The 14,054-nt window shown below is 71.7% G+C and carries 17 protein-coding genes; 8 read left to right on the top strand and 9 right to left on the bottom strand.

Annotated elements, in window-relative coordinates; genetic code table 11:
- Positions 1 to 3: 3 nt before the first annotated feature.
- The 4 genes from AC6CQV_RS08310 (at position 4) to AC6CQV_RS08295 (ending at position 3,453) form a co-directional block, all read left to right on the top strand.
- The gene (locus AC6CQV_RS08310) at positions 4 to 1,203 is read left to right on the top strand and encodes an AI-2E family transporter (protein ID WP_191008354.1); all 1,200 of its coding nucleotides are present in this window, start codon (positions 4 to 6) and stop codon (positions 1,201 to 1,203) included.
- Entirely contained in the window at positions 1,200 to 2,426 is a 1,227-nt protein-coding gene (gene ilvA / locus AC6CQV_RS08305) for a threonine ammonia-lyase (protein WP_498259203.1), read from the top strand. The genes AC6CQV_RS08310 and ilvA overlap by 4 nt, the downstream gene beginning before the upstream one ends.
- 146 nt (positions 2,427 to 2,572) lie before the next feature.
- Complete coding sequence (locus AC6CQV_RS08300; RefSeq protein ID WP_498259202.1) at positions 2,573 to 3,196, top strand: hypothetical protein; 624 nt, start codon at positions 2,573 to 2,575, stop codon at positions 3,194 to 3,196.
- Positions 3,193 to 3,453 (top strand): putative endonuclease domain-containing protein, encoded by a 261-nt coding sequence (locus AC6CQV_RS08295; RefSeq protein ID WP_498259201.1) that lies wholly within the window; start codon positions 3,193 to 3,195, stop codon positions 3,451 to 3,453. The genes AC6CQV_RS08300 and AC6CQV_RS08295 overlap by 4 nt, the downstream gene beginning before the upstream one ends.
- A gap of 90 nt (positions 3,454 to 3,543) precedes the next feature.
- Here AC6CQV_RS08295 and greA read toward each other — a convergent pair whose 3' ends face one another.
- Together greA and AC6CQV_RS08285 are read right to left on the bottom strand one after the other, a co-directional pair.
- The gene (gene greA, locus AC6CQV_RS08290) at positions 3,544 to 4,032 is read right to left on the bottom strand and encodes a transcription elongation factor GreA (protein WP_060959230.1); all 489 of its coding nucleotides are present in this window, start codon (positions 4,030 to 4,032) and stop codon (positions 3,544 to 3,546) included.
- A 143-nt stretch (positions 4,033 to 4,175) separates the two neighbouring features.
- Positions 4,176 to 4,580 (bottom strand): DUF4307 domain-containing protein, encoded by a 405-nt coding sequence (locus AC6CQV_RS08285; protein WP_082734118.1) that lies wholly within the window; start codon positions 4,578 to 4,580, stop codon positions 4,176 to 4,178.
- 63 nt (positions 4,581 to 4,643) lie between these two features.
- Between AC6CQV_RS08285 and AC6CQV_RS08280 the strand changes: the two genes are divergently transcribed.
- On the top strand, positions 4,644 to 4,958 hold the full coding sequence (locus tag AC6CQV_RS08280) for a hypothetical protein (protein WP_498259200.1): 315 nt from the start codon (positions 4,644 to 4,646) through the stop codon (positions 4,956 to 4,958).
- 25 nt (positions 4,959 to 4,983) lie between these two features.
- Here the strand turns inward: AC6CQV_RS08280 and trhA are convergent, their stop codons facing one another.
- Positions 4,984 to 5,688, bottom strand: coding sequence for a PAQR family membrane homeostasis protein TrhA (gene trhA, locus AC6CQV_RS08275; RefSeq protein ID WP_060959231.1), 705 nt, complete (start codon positions 5,686 to 5,688; stop codon positions 4,984 to 4,986).
- A 121-nt stretch (positions 5,689 to 5,809) separates the two neighbouring features.
- Here trhA and AC6CQV_RS08270 point away from each other — a divergent pair, with 121 nt between their 5' ends.
- The 3 genes from AC6CQV_RS08270 (at position 5,810) to phoH2 (ending at position 9,367) form a co-directional block, all read left to right on the top strand.
- Positions 5,810 to 6,595: an isoprenyl transferase gene (locus tag AC6CQV_RS08270; RefSeq protein ID WP_060959232.1), complete on the top strand. Its 786-nt coding sequence runs from the start codon at positions 5,810 to 5,812 to the stop codon at positions 6,593 to 6,595.
- A gap of 31 nt (positions 6,596 to 6,626) precedes the next feature.
- Positions 6,627 to 7,847: an aminotransferase class V-fold PLP-dependent enzyme gene (locus AC6CQV_RS08265; protein ID WP_498259199.1), complete on the top strand. Its 1,221-nt coding sequence runs from the start codon at positions 6,627 to 6,629 to the stop codon at positions 7,845 to 7,847.
- 164 nt (positions 7,848 to 8,011) lie between these two features.
- Complete coding sequence (gene phoH2 / locus AC6CQV_RS08260) at positions 8,012 to 9,367, top strand: RNA 5'-3' helicase PhoH2 (RefSeq protein ID WP_061782551.1); 1,356 nt, start codon at positions 8,012 to 8,014, stop codon at positions 9,365 to 9,367.
- A gap of 21 nt (positions 9,368 to 9,388) precedes the next feature.
- On the opposite strand, the gene AC6CQV_RS08255 is transcribed toward phoH2, so the two are convergent.
- The 6 genes from AC6CQV_RS08255 to AC6CQV_RS08230 all read right to left on the bottom strand — a co-directional run bounded on the left by AC6CQV_RS08255 (position 9,389) and on the right by AC6CQV_RS08230 (position 14,054).
- Positions 9,389 to 10,045, bottom strand: coding sequence for a response regulator transcription factor (locus AC6CQV_RS08255; RefSeq protein ID WP_060959235.1), 657 nt, complete (start codon positions 10,043 to 10,045; stop codon positions 9,389 to 9,391).
- Positions 10,042 to 11,046, bottom strand: a complete 1,005-nt coding sequence (locus AC6CQV_RS08250) for a sensor histidine kinase (protein WP_498259198.1) — start codon at positions 11,044 to 11,046, stop codon at positions 10,042 to 10,044. Before AC6CQV_RS08250 ends, AC6CQV_RS08255 begins: the two co-directional genes overlap by 4 nt.
- A gap of 36 nt (positions 11,047 to 11,082) precedes the next feature.
- Complete coding sequence (locus AC6CQV_RS08245; RefSeq protein ID WP_498259197.1) at positions 11,083 to 12,480, bottom strand: class II fumarate hydratase; 1,398 nt, start codon at positions 12,478 to 12,480, stop codon at positions 11,083 to 11,085.
- A gap of 70 nt (positions 12,481 to 12,550) precedes the next feature.
- Positions 12,551 to 13,201, bottom strand: coding sequence for a carbonic anhydrase (locus AC6CQV_RS08240; RefSeq protein ID WP_101306035.1), 651 nt, complete (start codon positions 13,199 to 13,201; stop codon positions 12,551 to 12,553).
- Positions 13,198 to 13,824, bottom strand: a complete 627-nt coding sequence (locus AC6CQV_RS08235) for a DUF4245 family protein (protein ID WP_060959239.1) — start codon at positions 13,822 to 13,824, stop codon at positions 13,198 to 13,200. Before AC6CQV_RS08235 ends, AC6CQV_RS08240 begins: the two co-directional genes overlap by 4 nt.
- Positions 13,824 to 14,054, bottom strand: coding sequence for an exodeoxyribonuclease VII small subunit (locus AC6CQV_RS08230; RefSeq protein WP_082734119.1), 231 nt, complete (start codon positions 14,052 to 14,054; stop codon positions 13,824 to 13,826). The genes AC6CQV_RS08235 and AC6CQV_RS08230 overlap by 1 nt, the downstream gene beginning before the upstream one ends.

The raw sequence follows: 14,054 nt of genomic DNA, 5'->3' as shown, positions 1-14,054 counted from the left end.
GGGATGAGCGGTTCCGACGACACACCCGGCTCCGCACCGCGCGGGTCGTTCCTCGACGCCCTGCGCGAGCGGACGGTCGCCTCGGACATCGACCGCGGACTGCCGCGCGGACTGCGCGTCGCGACCGCCTACGCCTGGCGGTTCGTCGTGATCGCGGCGGCCGCCGGCATCCTCATCTGGCTCGTCATCCAGCTGAAGCTCCTCGTCATCCCGCTGCTCGTCTCCATCCTGATCACGGCGCTGCTCTGGCCCGTGTTCACGTGGATGCTGCGCCGCGGCGTGCCGCGATGGCTCGCGATCGTGATCGCTGTCATCGGCACGATCGGCGTGATCGGGGGGCTCCTGTGGCTCGCCGTCTGGCAGATCACCCGCGAGTGGGCGAGCGTGCAGACGCGCACGACGGAGGCGATCGGCCAGTTCCGCGACTACCTGATCGACGGCCCCCTGCACCTGACCGCCCAGCAGATCGACGACCTCCTCGCGCAGGCGTGGACCTTCCTGCAGCAGCAGGCGGAGCTGCTGTGGTCGGGCGCCCTCGTCGTGGGCTCCACGGTCGGACACGTGGTCACCGGCGCCGTGCTCGCGCTGTTCATCCTGCTGTGCACGCTGGCGGACGGCGCCGGCATCTGGCGGTGGGTCGTGCGGCTCTTCCCGCGCCGCGCGCGCAGCGAGGTCGACGGCGCGGGTCGCGCGGGATGGCGGACGGTCGTCACCTACGCCCGCACCCAGCTGCTGGTCGCGACCATCGACGCGACCGGCATCGCGCTCGGCGCCTTCCTGCTGGGCGTTCCGCTGGCGATCCCGATCGGCGTCCTCGTCTTCCTCGGCGCCTTCGTCCCCTTCGTCGGAGCGATCGTCACCGGAGCGCTGGCCGTCTTCCTCGCCCTCGTCTACAACGGACCGTGGATCGCGCTGTGGATGCTGGTGGTGGTGCTCGCCGTCCAGCAGCTGGAGGGACACGTCCTGCAGCCGCTGCTGATGGGGTCCGCCGTCAAGGTGCACCCGCTGGCCGTGGTCCTCGTCGTCACCGGGGGAGCCATGATCGCCGGCATCCCGGGCGCCCTCTTCGCGGTGCCCCTCGCCGCCTTCGTGAACGTCGTCGCCGTCTATCTGGGGCGTCGAACCGAGAACGGGGCGCTGCCACCCGACAGCGCCGACCTCATCTGGAGCACCGTTCCCCGCAGCAGGAAGAAGACCGCGTGACCCTCCCGACCCTGGCGGAACTCGACGACGCCGCCGCCGTCCTCCGCGACGTCATCGTGAAGACCCCCTTCGACGTCTCCGAGCACCTCACCGAGGTGCTGGGTGCGCCGGTGTACCTCAAGCTCGAGAACCTCCAGCGCACCGGATCGTTCAAGATCCGCGGCGCGACCTACCGTCTGTCGCGGCTGAGCGCGGAGGAGCGTGCGCGCGGCGTCGTCGCCGCCTCGGCGGGAAACCACGCCCAGGGCGTCGCACTGGCCGCCCAGAAGCTCGGCATCCCGGCGACGATCTTCATGCCGCTCGGCGTCCCGGTGCCCAAGCTGCTCGCCACCCGCGGCTACGGCGCCGAGGTGGTGCTGGAGGGGGCGACGGTCGAGACGCCGCTGCGCCTCGCCGCAGAGTTCGCCGAGCGCACCGGCGCCGTGATGATCCACCCCTACGACCACCGCGATGTCATCGTCGGTCAGGGGACACTGGGCCTGGAGGTCTGGGATGCCGTGCCCGACCTCGACACCGTCGTGGTCGGCATCGGCGGGGGAGGCCTGATCGCGGGCGTCGCCGCCGCGGTGAAGGCCCGCGCCGCGCTCGAGGGCCGCACGGTCCGGGTGATCGGCGTGCAGGCGGAGAACTCCGCCGCCTACCCGTCCTCTCTTGCCGCGGGGGTGCCCCTCACGGTCGACACGACCCCGACGATCGCGGACGGCATCGCCGTCGCGCGCCCCGGTGACGTGCCCTTCGAGGTGATCAGCGAGTTGGTCGACGAGGTCGTGACGGTCAGCGACGACGACATCGCGCGGGCCCTGCTGGTGCTGCTCGAACGCGCGAAGCAGGTCGTCGAGCCCGCCGGTGCCGTCGGCGTGGCCGCGATCCTGGCCGGGAAGATCGTCGCGAGCGGGCCGACCGCCGTGATCCTGTCGGGCGGCAACATCGACCCGCTGCTGCTGCAGCGCGTCGTGGCGCACGGACTCGCGGCATCCGGTCGGTACATGACGCTGCAGGTGCCGCTGCCGGATCGTCCGGGCCAGCTCGCGCGGGTGTCGGAGCTGCTGGCCATCGCCGGCGCGAACGTGATCGAGGCGCTGCACACGCGCCACGGCCAGGGGCTGCAGATCAGCGAGGTGATCCTCCAGCTCAGCGTCGAGACGCGCGGTCAGGAGCACCGCGCCCACGTCATCAGCGTGCTCGAGGAAGCGGGCTTCCGCCCCCGCGTCGCGCAGGACTGAGCCTCTCCGCGAGTTTCGGTCGCCTCACACGCCCGAAACGCGCGTGGATGCCGTTTCGGGCGCTCGAAGCGACCGAAACACGGGTCGCGGTCGGCTCCTGTGGACGGGGAGAGATGGGGCGGGGGATGCTGCGGCATCCTCGAGTCATGTCCGAGCTGCCGCGCGCGTTCACCGTCGCTCACGCGCGCGCCCAGGGGACCGCGCCGTCGGCGCTGCGCTCGCGTGCGCAGTGGGCGCGTCCGTTCCGCGGCCTGCGCGCCGCGGTCGACGCGACGTGGGTCGACGTGACCCGGGCCCGCGTGGAGGCGGCGGGGGAGGGCGTCTTCGTGTTCGGCCCCAGCGCGCTGCGGCTGTGGGCGTTCGACCTGCCCGCGCCCTACGCCGACGACGGACTTCTGCACCTCGCGGTGCCGCGTCCGGGACGGGCTCCGCGCGGCGAAGGTGTGGTGGGGGTCAGCGTCGGCATCGATCCGGTGCTCTGCACCTGGCGGCTCGGCATCCGGGTCACGACGCCCGCACGGACGTGGGTCGATCTCGCGCGGATGCTGTCCGTTCCGGCGCTCGTCGCCGTCGCCGATCGGCTGTGTCTGCCCGAGCTCGACGCGTGCACCATCCGCGAGCTGCAGGTCGCGCTCGACCTGTCGCCGCGGGGCGCGGCGCCGCGCACCTGCGTGCCGCGTGGCCGCTCGTGGTGCCCGGGGCGGAGTCGTACCCGGAGTCGCAGATCCGGGTCTCGCTGGAGACCGCGGGTCTGCCGCGACCGCTCGTGAACGCCGAGATCCGCGACGGCCGAGACCTGGTGGCGCGCGTCGACCTGCTCTTCGCGCCCTGGGGCGTGGTCGTGGAGTACGAAGGGGCCCATCATGCCGATGACCGGCGCCAGTGGCGCCGCGACCTCACCCGGATCGGGGAGCTGCAGCGCCTGGGCTACATCGTCGAGCGCGCGCACGCCGGCGACCTGCGCGATCCGGCGCGGCTGGTGGCGCGCGTCCGCACGCACCTCGAGCGCCGCGGCTGGCGCGGCTAGCGGCCCGTGCCGACGAGTTTCGGTCGCCTCACGCGCCCGAAACGCGCGCGGATGCCGTTTCGGACGCTCGAAGCGCCCGAAACGTCGGCGTCACTGACCGTTGTAGGTCTCGACCTTGACGATCTCGACGGCGATCTCGCGGCCGTTGGGGGCCGTGTACGAGGTCTTCTCGCCCTCGGACAGGCCCAGGATGGCCGCGCCGAGGGGCGACGCCTCGCTGTAGACGTCGAGCTCCGAACCGGCCGCGATCTCGCGGCTGCCGAGCAGGAACACCTCTTCGCCGCCGGCGACGATCGCGGTGACGACGGTGCCGCCCTTGACGGTGCCGTCAGACTCCGGCGCCTCGCCGACGACGGCATCCTTCAGGAGGGCCTGGAGGGTGCGGATGCGCGCCTCCTGCTTGCCCTGCTCGTCCTTGGCGGCGTGATAGCCGCCGTTCTCCTTGAGGTCGCCCTCTTCGCGGGCGGCCTCGATGCGCTTGGCGATCTCTTCGCGACCCGTCGTCGACAGGTGCTCGAGCTCGGCGGCGAGCCGGTCGTAGGCGTCCTGGGTGAGGAAGGTCTCCGTGTTCTCGGGCACGTCGTCTCCTTGTCGATGAGCGTGGTCGTTGACCGTTGTCGGTGCGGCCGCGCGGCGCGACGGCGGCTTCGAGGAGAAGCGCCGTCGGTGCGGGCCTAAGCCAAACGCCCCGGCAGCTGCCAGGGCGCGTGTGTCGGATCAGCCTACGGGATCCAGCACGACGGGACCAAACCGGTCGTCGCCTCGGCCGTCGTCGCGACGGTCTCCGAGAAGCTCCGGCTGTGCGCGTCGTCGGCGGGGTAGGAGACGACCTTCCACCCGACGATGCCGTGCTCGGTGTCCTGCGCCTCGATCACGCAGTCGACCGCGGCACCGCGCGGCAGGGTGAGCTGGAAGTCGACCGTCACGCTGTGCGCGTCGTCGAGGTGGAACGCGGTCACGTCGATGTCCACGGACTGCGCGGCCTGCGCGTAGGTGCTCCACCCGAAGTAGCCGACCACGGCGATCGCGAGCGCTCCGACGCCGATCCAGGCCCACCGGCGCCCGCGGATGCCGCGTCCGCGTCCGTAGCGGTCGTCGAGCTCCTGCTGCGTGCGCATCGCGGTCATGACACTTCCCGAGGTTCTAGGCTGGACTTCCAGGCTAAGCGCTCCGCGCGGAACAGAGGAACGATGCACGCACTGACGGTCGCACTCGCGAGCGTCGCCGCCGAGGCGACGCCCACCCCGACGATGACGGTCGATCCGGATGTCGTCACGCCGGGATTCGCGGGCTTCGTCGCCATCGCCCTGCTGTCGGTCGTCGTCATCTTCCTCATCGTCGACATGCTCCGCCGCATCCGCCGGGCGGGATACCGCTCCGAGATCGCCGAGGAGCTCGACTCCCACGAGCGCGACGCCGCGGCCGCGGCCTCCGATGCGCAGGCCCGGGCCGCCGTCGAGGCGAGCGACACCGACGACCAGGACATCGACCCGCCGTCGCGCTGACCGCGCCCGTCGCGCGCGGCGGCGCTCAGCCGGCCGCGCCGAGCGAGGGGGCGAGCGGATCGAGAGCGATCAGCAGGCACGCCGTCCAGTGGCACAGGAACGCCAGCACCGTGCACACGTGGAAGATCTCGTGGAAGCCGAAGTGGCCGGGCCACGGGTTCGGCTTCTTGAGCGCGTAGACGACGGCTCCCGCGGTGTACAGCAGCCCGCCGACGATGACGAGGATCATCATCGCCAGGTTCGCCGCCATCAGGTCGCCGAGGTACATCACGGCCGCCCAGCCCAGCAGCAGGTAGAGCGCGACGTACAGCCAGCGGGGCGCGTGGATCCAGAAGACGCGGAACAGGATGCCGAGAAGGGCACCGGACCACACGAGCACGAGCAGCAGCGCGCCCTTGCCGGGGGGCAGTGCGAGCACCGCGATCGGCGTGTAGGTGCCGGCGATCAGCAGGAGGATGTTCGCGTGGTCGATGCGCTTGAGGACGGCCTTCGTCGTGGGGCCCCAATTGAAGCGGTGGTACAGCGCCGAGTTCCCGAACAGGAGCAGCGAGGTCGCCATGAACACCGCGGCGGCCCACTTCGCCGGAGCGCCCTGCGCGAGGACGATGAGCACGACACCCGCGGCGATCGCCACGGGGAAGGTGCCCGCGTGGATCCAGCCGCGCCACGACGGCTTCAGCTCCACCTGGGCGCCGACGGATGCCGCTTCGATGAGGGGAAGCTGAGGCATGTCCGCGCCGTCGGAGGCTGCGTGTCGGGTCACGGTCCTGAGCCTACGCGCCCGCGTATGCCGGCTCGTGCACATAGCGCCTGCGCGAGACGACGGCGGTGCGCGCGGTAGCGTAGTCGCCGTGACACCCACCGGTTCGGGCGAGGGGCGCGGGTTCCTCTATCGCCTCTACAGTTCGCGCCTGCGACGTGAGTTGACCCCCGATACCGTTCCGCACCACGTGGCGATGATGATCGACGGCAACCGCCGCTGGGCACGCCAGGCGGGTTTCACCACGGTCGCCCACGGCCACCGTGCCGGGGCCGCGAAGATGCACGAGTTCCTGCGCTGGTGCGATGACCTCGGCATCCGCGTCGTCTCGCTCTACCTGCTGTCGACGGACAACCTCACCAAGCGCGACTCGCAGGAGCTCGCCGACCTCATCGAGATCATCGCCGAACTGGCCGACGAGCTGTCGCACGAACCCGGCTGGCGCGTGCAGCACGTCGGGCGCGCCGAGGTCCTCCCGGCCGATCTCGCCCGGGTGCTGCGGACGGCGGAGGAGCGGACCGCCGGCAACACCGGGCTGCACGTCAATCTCGCCGTCGGCTACGGCGGGCGCGGGGAGATCGTGGATGCGGTGCGCAGCATCATCGCGCAGCATCACGAGCGCGGCGGCTCGCTCGAAGAGCTGGCGGCCAGCCTCACGCCGGAGCAGATCGGCGAGCACCTCTACACGGGCGGCCAGGCCGACCCGGACCTCGTCATCCGCACCTCCGGCGAGCAGCGGCTGAGCGATTTCCTCCTCTGGCAGTCGGCCCACTCGGAGTTCTACTTCGTGGAGGCGCTGGGACCGGACCTGCGCGAGGTCGACTTCCTCCGCGCCATCCGCGACTACGCCACCCGCGACCGCCGTTACGGCGGCTGAGCACCCGGCCCCGCGCACGGCGCGTGGGACAATGGCAGACGTGAACGACCTGGAGCCCTACCTCGAGACCTTCGACAGCGCGACGGGATACCTCGACTGGGCGGCCTTCGGTCCGCTGTCCCCGGCGGTGCGGGCGGAGATGCTCGCCGACGCCGAGCTGCTCGGCAGCGGACGGCGCTCGAGCATCGATCTCGTGACCGCGCGCGTGACCGAGGCACGCGACCTGGTGGCGGGCGTCCTCGGATGCGCGCCCGAGGAGGTCGTGCTGCAGCCGTCGACGACCCACGGCCTGTTCCACGCGATGCAGGGCCTCACCGGCACGGTGGTCGTCTCCGCGCAGGACTTCCCGTCGCTCCGGGTCACCGCTCGGCGCGCCCAGGACGCGCGCGGCCTGCTCAGCGTGCGGGAGATCGACCCGATCGACGGCATCGTGACGGTGGATGCCGTCGCGGAGGCGCTCGACGACGACGTGACGGCCGTGGGCGTGAGCCTCGTCGACTTCCGGACGGGCGCCCTCGCCGACCTCGCGGCGCTGCGCGAGCTCATCGGCGACCGTCTGCTCATCGTCGACGCGATCCAGGGATTCGGGGTCACCGAGGTGGACTGGGCCGCTGCGGACGTCGTCTGCGCGAACGGCTACAAGTGGCTGCGCGCGGGCCGGGGCACGGGCTTCGCGCGCTTCTCGGACCGCGCCCGGGAGCGCATCGAACCCGTCCTGTCGGGGATCTCCGGGATGCAGGGGGATGCCACGACTCCGGGCGTGCCCGCGCCCCTCGTGACCGCGGCGGCGTACCAGGTCGCTCCCACCGACCCCCTCGCGGCCGGCCGCCTCGCGGCGGCGCTGCGCGAGATGACGGATGCCGGCATCCCCGCGATCGCCCAGGAGCTGCGCGCGCGTGCACGCGACGTGATGGATCTCGCCGACCGTTACGCGGTACCGGTGCTGACCCCCCGCGACCGGCACGCCGGCATCGTCACCCTCCAGCCCGCCGCGCACGACGCCGCCGCGCTCGCGGCCGCCCTCGCGAACCACGGTGTGACGGTGACCGCGCGCGGCGCCACCATCCGCGTGTCGCCGCACGTGGGCACCGGTGCCGACAGCCTGCGTCTGCTCGGCGACGCCCTCGCCGAGGTGGCCGCCACGCGTGTCGTCATCGACGCCGCGCCGGGAGCGCTCGCGCTCTCCGAGGCGGACATCGTCCCGGCGCCGCCGGCGCTCGCCGACGCCGTCGGCTCCGACACCGCGAATTAACACGCCGGACACCGCAGCGCGGCGTGTCGTGGATGACGTCGGCGCGTCGCCCGCCGTACGGTCATCACATCGGGCAAGGCGCCCGGTCGAGTCGGCCTCATCACGACTCGTGGCCACGGTCGACTCGAGACTGCCGGGTGCTCCACCCGGGGCGGGAGTGAGTTGTGACCACACGGGCTTCACTGCAGCAACGCCGGATCGATGACGTCGCCGAGGAGGTCGCGGACACGGATCTGCGCACCTACGTCCTCGACACCTCGGTCCTGCTGAGCGATCCGCGGGCTTTCTTCCGCTTCGCCGAACATTCGGTCGTCGTGCCGGTCGTCGTCGTCACCGAGCTCGAAGGCAAGCGCCACGACCCGGAGATCGGCTACTTCGCGCGGCAGGCGCTGCGTCACCTCGACGAGCTGCGGGTCGAGCACGGCAGACTCGACTTCCCCGTGCCCGTCGGCGAGGGCGGCACCCTGCGCGTCGAGCTCACCAACACCGACCCCTCCGTGCTGCCCGCGGGCATGCGCCTGGGCGACAACGACACCCGCATCCTCGCCGTGGCGATGCACCTGGCCCAGGAGGGCCAGGAGGTGACCGTCGTCTCGAAGGACCTGCCCATGCGGGTGAAGGCGGCGTCCCTCGGCATCCCGGCAGAGGAGTACCTCGCCGAACAGGCGGTCGACAGCGGGTGGACCGGCATCGCGGACATCGCCGTATCGGGCGACGACATCAGCGACCTCTACGAGAGCGAGGTCGCCACGAGCGAAGAGGTGCGCGGGTTCCCGGTCAACACGGGGCTCGTCATCCACTCCGAGCGCGGCTCCGCCCTCGGGCGGGTCACCGGCGACGGGGCGTTCCGCCTGGTGCGCGGCGACCGCGACGTCTTCGGCCTGCACGGGCGCAGCGCCGAGCAGCGCATCGCGATCGACCTTCTTCTCGACCCCGAGGTGGGCATCGTCTCGCTCGGCGGTCGCGCCGGCACCGGCAAGTCGGCCCTCGCGCTCTGCGCGGGACTGGAGGCCGTGCTGGAACGGCAGCAGCAGAAGAAGATCATCGTCTTCCGCCCGCTGTTCGCCGTCGGCGGTCAGGAGCTCGGCTACCTGCCGGGCGATCAGGCCGAGAAGATGAACCCGTGGGGGCAGGCGGTGTTCGACACGCTCGGCTCCGTCGTGTCGGGCAACGTCCTCGAAGAGGTCGTCGCGCGCGGGATGCTGGAGGTGCTTCCCCTCACGCACATCCGCGGCCGCTCCCTGCACGACGCGTTCGTGATCGTCGACGAGGCGCAGTCCCTCGAGCGCAACGTGCTGCTGACGGTCCTCAGCCGCATCGGGCAGAACTCCCGCGTGGTGCTCACCCACGACGTCGGGCAGCGCGACAACCTGCGGGTGGGCCGCCACGACGGCATCGCCTCGGTCATCGAGACGCTCAAGGGCCACGGCCTCTTCGGCCACGTGACCCTCGTCCGCTCGGAGCGCTCGGCGATTGCCGCGCTCGTCACCGACCTGCTGGAGCAGGGCGAGCTGAGCTGAACCCCGCGGGCGCGGCGGGGGCTACTCCCAGCGGTAGCCCTCGCCGCGCACCGTCACGATGTGCTCGGCGCCGAGCTTCGCGCGCAGATACCGGACGTACACGTCGACCACGTTCGAGCCGGGGTCGAAGTCCAGACCCCAGATGCGGCTGAGCAGCGTCTCGCGGGTGAGCACCTCGCCCGGATGCCGCAGGAACTGCTCCGCCAGCGCGAACTCCCGAGCCGAGAGGTCGACCTCGCGCCCCGCCACGGTCGTGCGTCGCGCGAGCAGGTCCAGACTGACGTCGCCCTGCGTCAGCACCATGACGATCGTGCCGGTGCGCTCCCGCAGACGCGAGCGCACCCGCGCCATGAGCTCCGCCAGCGAGAACGGCTTCGGCACGTAGTCGCTGGCCCCGGCATCCAACCCGTCGACGGCGTCGCGCGCCGAGCTGCGGGCGGTGAGCATGATCACCGGCACGGTCGCGCCGTCCGCGCGCAGATGCCGCAGCACCTCGAACCCGTCCATCGTGGGAAGGCCCACGTCGAGGATCACGAGATCGATGTCGCCGCGCAGCGCCCGTTCCAGACCGGCCGGACCGTCGTCGCACGCGACGCTCTCATGGCCCTCGGCCGCCAGGGCGCGCGACACCATGGACACGATGTGCGGTTCGTCGTCGACGATGAGGATGCGGGTCATCCGGAGGCCTCCCGTTGTTGGACGACATCCCCCGCGCGCACGGGCGTCGGGAGGGTCGCCTGCGTGCCGATGGGGATCTCGATGGTGAACGTCGCGCCGCCTCCCGGCGTGTCGGCGACGGTGCAGTGCCCGGCGTGGGCGCGCGCGATCGTGTCGACGATCGCCAGCCCCAGTCCCGATCCGCCCACCGCGCGCTTGCCGGTGCCCCGATCGAAGCGGCGGAAGATGCGATGCCGCAGCGACGGCGGGATGCCGGGGCCGTGGTCGCGCACCCACAGCTGCGCGCCGGAGGGGTGCACGGCACTGCCGATCTCGATGGGGGAGTCGGACGGCGTGTACTTGGCCGCGTTGTCCGCCAGTTGCAGCCACGCCTGCAGAAGACGGTCGTGGTCGCCGTGGATGATGCCCGCCGCGCGCTGTTCGACGCTCCAGCCGTGGCCGCCGATCACCGTGACGAGCTCGGCGACGCGCTGGGTGAGCGCCGCCAGATCGACGTCGCCCATCGTGAAGCTGTCGCTCTCCACCGCCGCCAGCAGATCGATGTCGCCGATCAGCCGCGTCATGCGATCCAGCTCGGCGATGCCGAGGGTCCGGGTGGACGCCACATCGGCGGGGTCCGCGGCATCCATCAGCTCGAGGTGTCCCCGCACGATCGTGATCGGCGTCTTCAGCTCGTGGCGCACGTCGTCGAGCAGTCGGCGCTGCGCGTCGAAGAGCGCGTCGGGGGTGTCGAGACCCTCGGGGAGGTCGGGGAGATCGGGAAGGCGACGCGGATCCGCGTCGACGAGGAACCAGCCGACGACCGCCGTCGCGGCCAGGGTGAGGACCGCGGCGGCAGCGAAGACGCCGACGTCCGCCCAGGTCGTCTCGGTGCCCGTGGCCGCGTGCAGCAGGAGCAGGGCCAGCGCGGTGAACGCGAATCCGCCGGCCACGACGGCGAGCAGCACCGCCAGCGTGCGCGCGCGACGTCCCGTGCGGGCGGTGCTGGCGGCGCGGTTCACCCTCTGATTATCGACCCGGGATCGAGGCGGCCGCGATCAGCCCGGGTGCGTCATCGAGAGCAGGTCGAGCTTGGCGTCGAGCTGCTCCTCCGTCAGCTCGCCGCGCTCGACGTAGCCGAGGTCGATGACGGCCTCGCGCACCGTGATGCCCTTGGCGACGGCGTGCTTGGCGATCTTCGCCGCGGCCTCGTATCCGATCAGCTTGTTCAGCGGCGTCACGATCGACGGCGACATCCCCGCGAAGGCGGCGGCGCGGTCGAGGTTCGCCTGCAGGCCGTCGATCGTCTTGTCGGCCAGCACGCGCATCGCGTTGGACAGCAGCCGGATCGACTCCAGCAGGGCGGTGCCCATGACGGGGATCGCGACGTTGAGCTCGAACGAGCCCGACGCGCCGGCCCAGGCGACCGTGGCGTCGTTGCCGATCACCCGGGCACACACCATGAGCGTGGCCTCGGGTACGACGGGGTTGACCTTTCCGGGCATGATCGACGAGCCCGGCTGCAGGTCGGGGATGTGCAGCTCCCCGAGTCCGGTGTTGGGGCCGGAGCCCATCCACCGCAGGTCGTTGTTGATCTTCGTGAGCGACACCGCGATCGTGCGCAGCGCGCCGGAGGCCTCCACGAGCCCGTCGCGGTTGGCCTGGGCTTCGAAGTGGTCCTTCGCCTCCGTGATCGGCAGCTCGGTCTCCTCGGCCAGCAGCGCGATGACCTTCTGCGGGAAGCCGAGCGGGGTGTTGATGCCGGTACCCACGGCGGTGCCGCCCAGCGGGACCTCGCCCACGCGGGGGAGCACCACGCGCACCCGCTCGATGCCGAGGCGGATCTGGCGGGCGTAGCCGCCGAACTCCTGGCCGAGGGTCACCGGCGTCGCATCCATCAGGTGCGTGCGGCCGGACTTCACGGCATCCTTCCACAGCTCCGCCTTCGCCTCGAGCGCGACCGCCAGGTGGTCCAGCGCCGGGATGAGGTCGTCGATGAGGGCCTGCGTGACCGCGATGTGCACCGATGTCGGGAAGACGTCGTTGGACGACTGCGACGCGTTGACGTGGTCGTTCGGGTGCACCGGGGCACCGAGCTTCTGCGTCGCGAGGGAGGCCAGCACCTCGTTCATGTTCATGTTCGAGGAGGTGCCCGAGCCGGTCTGGTAGGTGTCGACCGGGAAGTGCGCGTCGTAGCGGCCCGTGATGACGTCATCGGCGGCGGCGGCGATCGCATCGGCGATCGCGCCGTCCAGGGTGCCGAGCTCCTTGTTCGCGAGGGCGGCCGCCTTCTTGATGCGGGCGAGCGCGGCGATCTGGGTCGACTCGAGTCCCGTCCCCGAGATCGGGAAGTTCTCCACGGCGCGCTGCGTCTGCGCGGCGTACAGCGCGTCCTTGGGGACGCGCACCTCACCCATCGTGTCGTGCTCGATGCGGTACTCGGTGGTCTCGGTCATTGCGGTCACGTCCTCGTTTCCTGTGCGTGTTCTGTTGTGGTGATGTCGGGCGGCGGCGCGGCGGGACCGGTCAGGCCTCGTCGAGTCCGACCGTGACGTGCGGCACGGCGGTGCCCTCGCTCAGCCGGTAGTTGGCCCCGACGATGCCCAGTCTTCCCTCGGCCACGGCCTCGGCGATCAGCCGAGAGGAGGCGAGGAGGTCGTCGACCGTGTTCTTGAGGTGTTCGCGGCCGACTTCCTCGGCATCCAGCGTGCGCGGGTCGACGTCGCCGCCGGCGTCGCGCAGCACGGTTCGCGCCGCCGGAACGATGCGGGCGATCAGGCGCCAGATGTGCGAGGGCAGCTCGGGTGAGCCGAGGGCCGTCGAGTCGATCGCGGCGCGCACCGCCCCGCACGCGTCGTGGGCGAGCACGATGATCAACGACACATCGAGCGCCGCGACGGCGTACTCCAGGCTGGCGATCGCCGAATCGGAGGCCACCTGTCCGGCGTTGCGGACCACGAACAGATCGCCGAGGCCCTGGTCGAAGATGATCTCGGCCGCCAGGCGCGAGTCCGCGCATCCGAACAGCGCGGCGCGCGGGGTCTGCGCGGCCGCGAGCTCGTTGCGGCGCTCGACGTCCTGACGGGGGTGGCGGGGCTCTCCCGCCACGAAGCGCTCATTGCCTTCGCGCATCTCGGCCCAGACGGTCGCGGGCGTCGGGCGGGTCGTCGTGCTCATCGCGTCTCCTCGCGCAGCGTGCGGATCTGGTCGGTCACGCCGGTGGCGGCGACCGCGGCGGTGGGGGCGTCGGTGGCCCCGTAGATGAGGACCGTGTCGGTGCCGGCCGCCGTCGAGAGGGCGTAGGAGACCGTGTCGGTGCGTGCCGACGCCGGGATCGTGTACTCGTCCCAGACGATGCCGTCGATCGTGACGCTCCCCGTCGGGGCGAAGCCCCCGAGCACCTTCGATGCCCACGTCGGGTCGGCGTCGATGCCCTGCGCGATGCGGATGTAGCCGGTCGGCGGCGCGTAGACGATGCGCCACATCGAGCCCTCGAGACGCGCGGAGTTGGCGCGCCAGTCCTGCGGCACCGTGGGAACCAGCAGGGTGTGCTCCAGCGATGCCGATGCGCTCTGCGCGGATGCCGCCACGTCGGCCTCTTCGGGGTCGGGCAGCGACCCGCGGGGCACGCCGAAGTACACGACGGCGACGACCGCCATCGTCACGAGCAGTGCGGCGACGAGGTTGCGGAACGTCTTGCTCTGCCGATAGGCGCGGGATGCCGCAGCCTTGCGGTCGGCGGTCTCGTCGGGCGTCTCGGGGCGACCGAGCTCGGCGACGATGCGGGGACCGGCGGCCATCACGACTCCGCGTCCGCCGGACGAGCGGCATCGAGCAGGCGCTTGGCGCCCAGGAGCCACTCCTCGCAGCGGGCTGCGAGCGCCTCTCCCCGCGTCCAGAGCGCGAGGGAGTGCTCGAGGGTCGGAGCGCCCTGCTCGAGTTCGGCGACGACGCGGACGAGCTCGTCGCGTGCCTGCTCGAACGAGAGATCGGCGACGTCGGCGGCCGTGTCGCTGGTCATGGCGTCCAT

This window comes from Microbacterium sp. EG9 (genome assembly GCF_059759475.1).
This window is presented reverse-complemented; position numbering and strand designations above follow the sequence as displayed.

Excerpts from the sequence above, each read along its gene's own strand:
- trhA (WP_060959231.1), bottom strand. The coding sequence starts at position 5,688 with ATGCCTCAGCTTCCCCTCATCGAAGCGGCATCCGTCGGCGCCCAGGTG.
- AC6CQV_RS08255 (WP_060959235.1), bottom strand. The coding sequence starts at position 10,045 with ATGACCCGCATCCTCATCGTCGACGACGAACCGCACATCGTGTCCATG.
- AC6CQV_RS08285 (WP_082734118.1), bottom strand. The coding sequence starts at position 4,580 with ATGACCGCGATGCGCACGCAGCAGGAGCTCGACGACCGCTACGGACGC.
- AC6CQV_RS08230 (WP_082734119.1), bottom strand. The coding sequence starts at position 14,054 with ATGGACGCCATGACCAGCGACACGGCCGCCGACGTCGCCGATCTCTCG.
- AC6CQV_RS08235 (WP_060959239.1), bottom strand. The coding sequence starts at position 13,824 with ATGGCCGCCGGTCCCCGCATCGTCGCCGAGCTCGGTCGCCCCGAGACG.
- AC6CQV_RS08280 (WP_498259200.1), top strand. The coding sequence starts at position 4,644 with ATGCACGCACTGACGGTCGCACTCGCGAGCGTCGCCGCCGAGGCGACG.
- AC6CQV_RS08265 (WP_498259199.1), top strand. The coding sequence starts at position 6,627 with ATGGCAGACGTGAACGACCTGGAGCCCTACCTCGAGACCTTCGACAGC.
- AC6CQV_RS08310 (WP_191008354.1), top strand. The coding sequence starts at position 4 with ATGAGCGGTTCCGACGACACACCCGGCTCCGCACCGCGCGGGTCGTTC.
- AC6CQV_RS08240 (WP_101306035.1), bottom strand. The coding sequence starts at position 13,201 with ATGAGCACGACGACCCGCCCGACGCCCGCGACCGTCTGGGCCGAGATG.
- AC6CQV_RS08245 (WP_498259197.1), bottom strand. The coding sequence starts at position 12,480 with ATGACCGAGACCACCGAGTACCGCATCGAGCACGACACGATGGGTGAG.
- AC6CQV_RS08300 (WP_498259202.1), top strand. The coding sequence starts at position 2,573 with ATGTCCGAGCTGCCGCGCGCGTTCACCGTCGCTCACGCGCGCGCCCAG.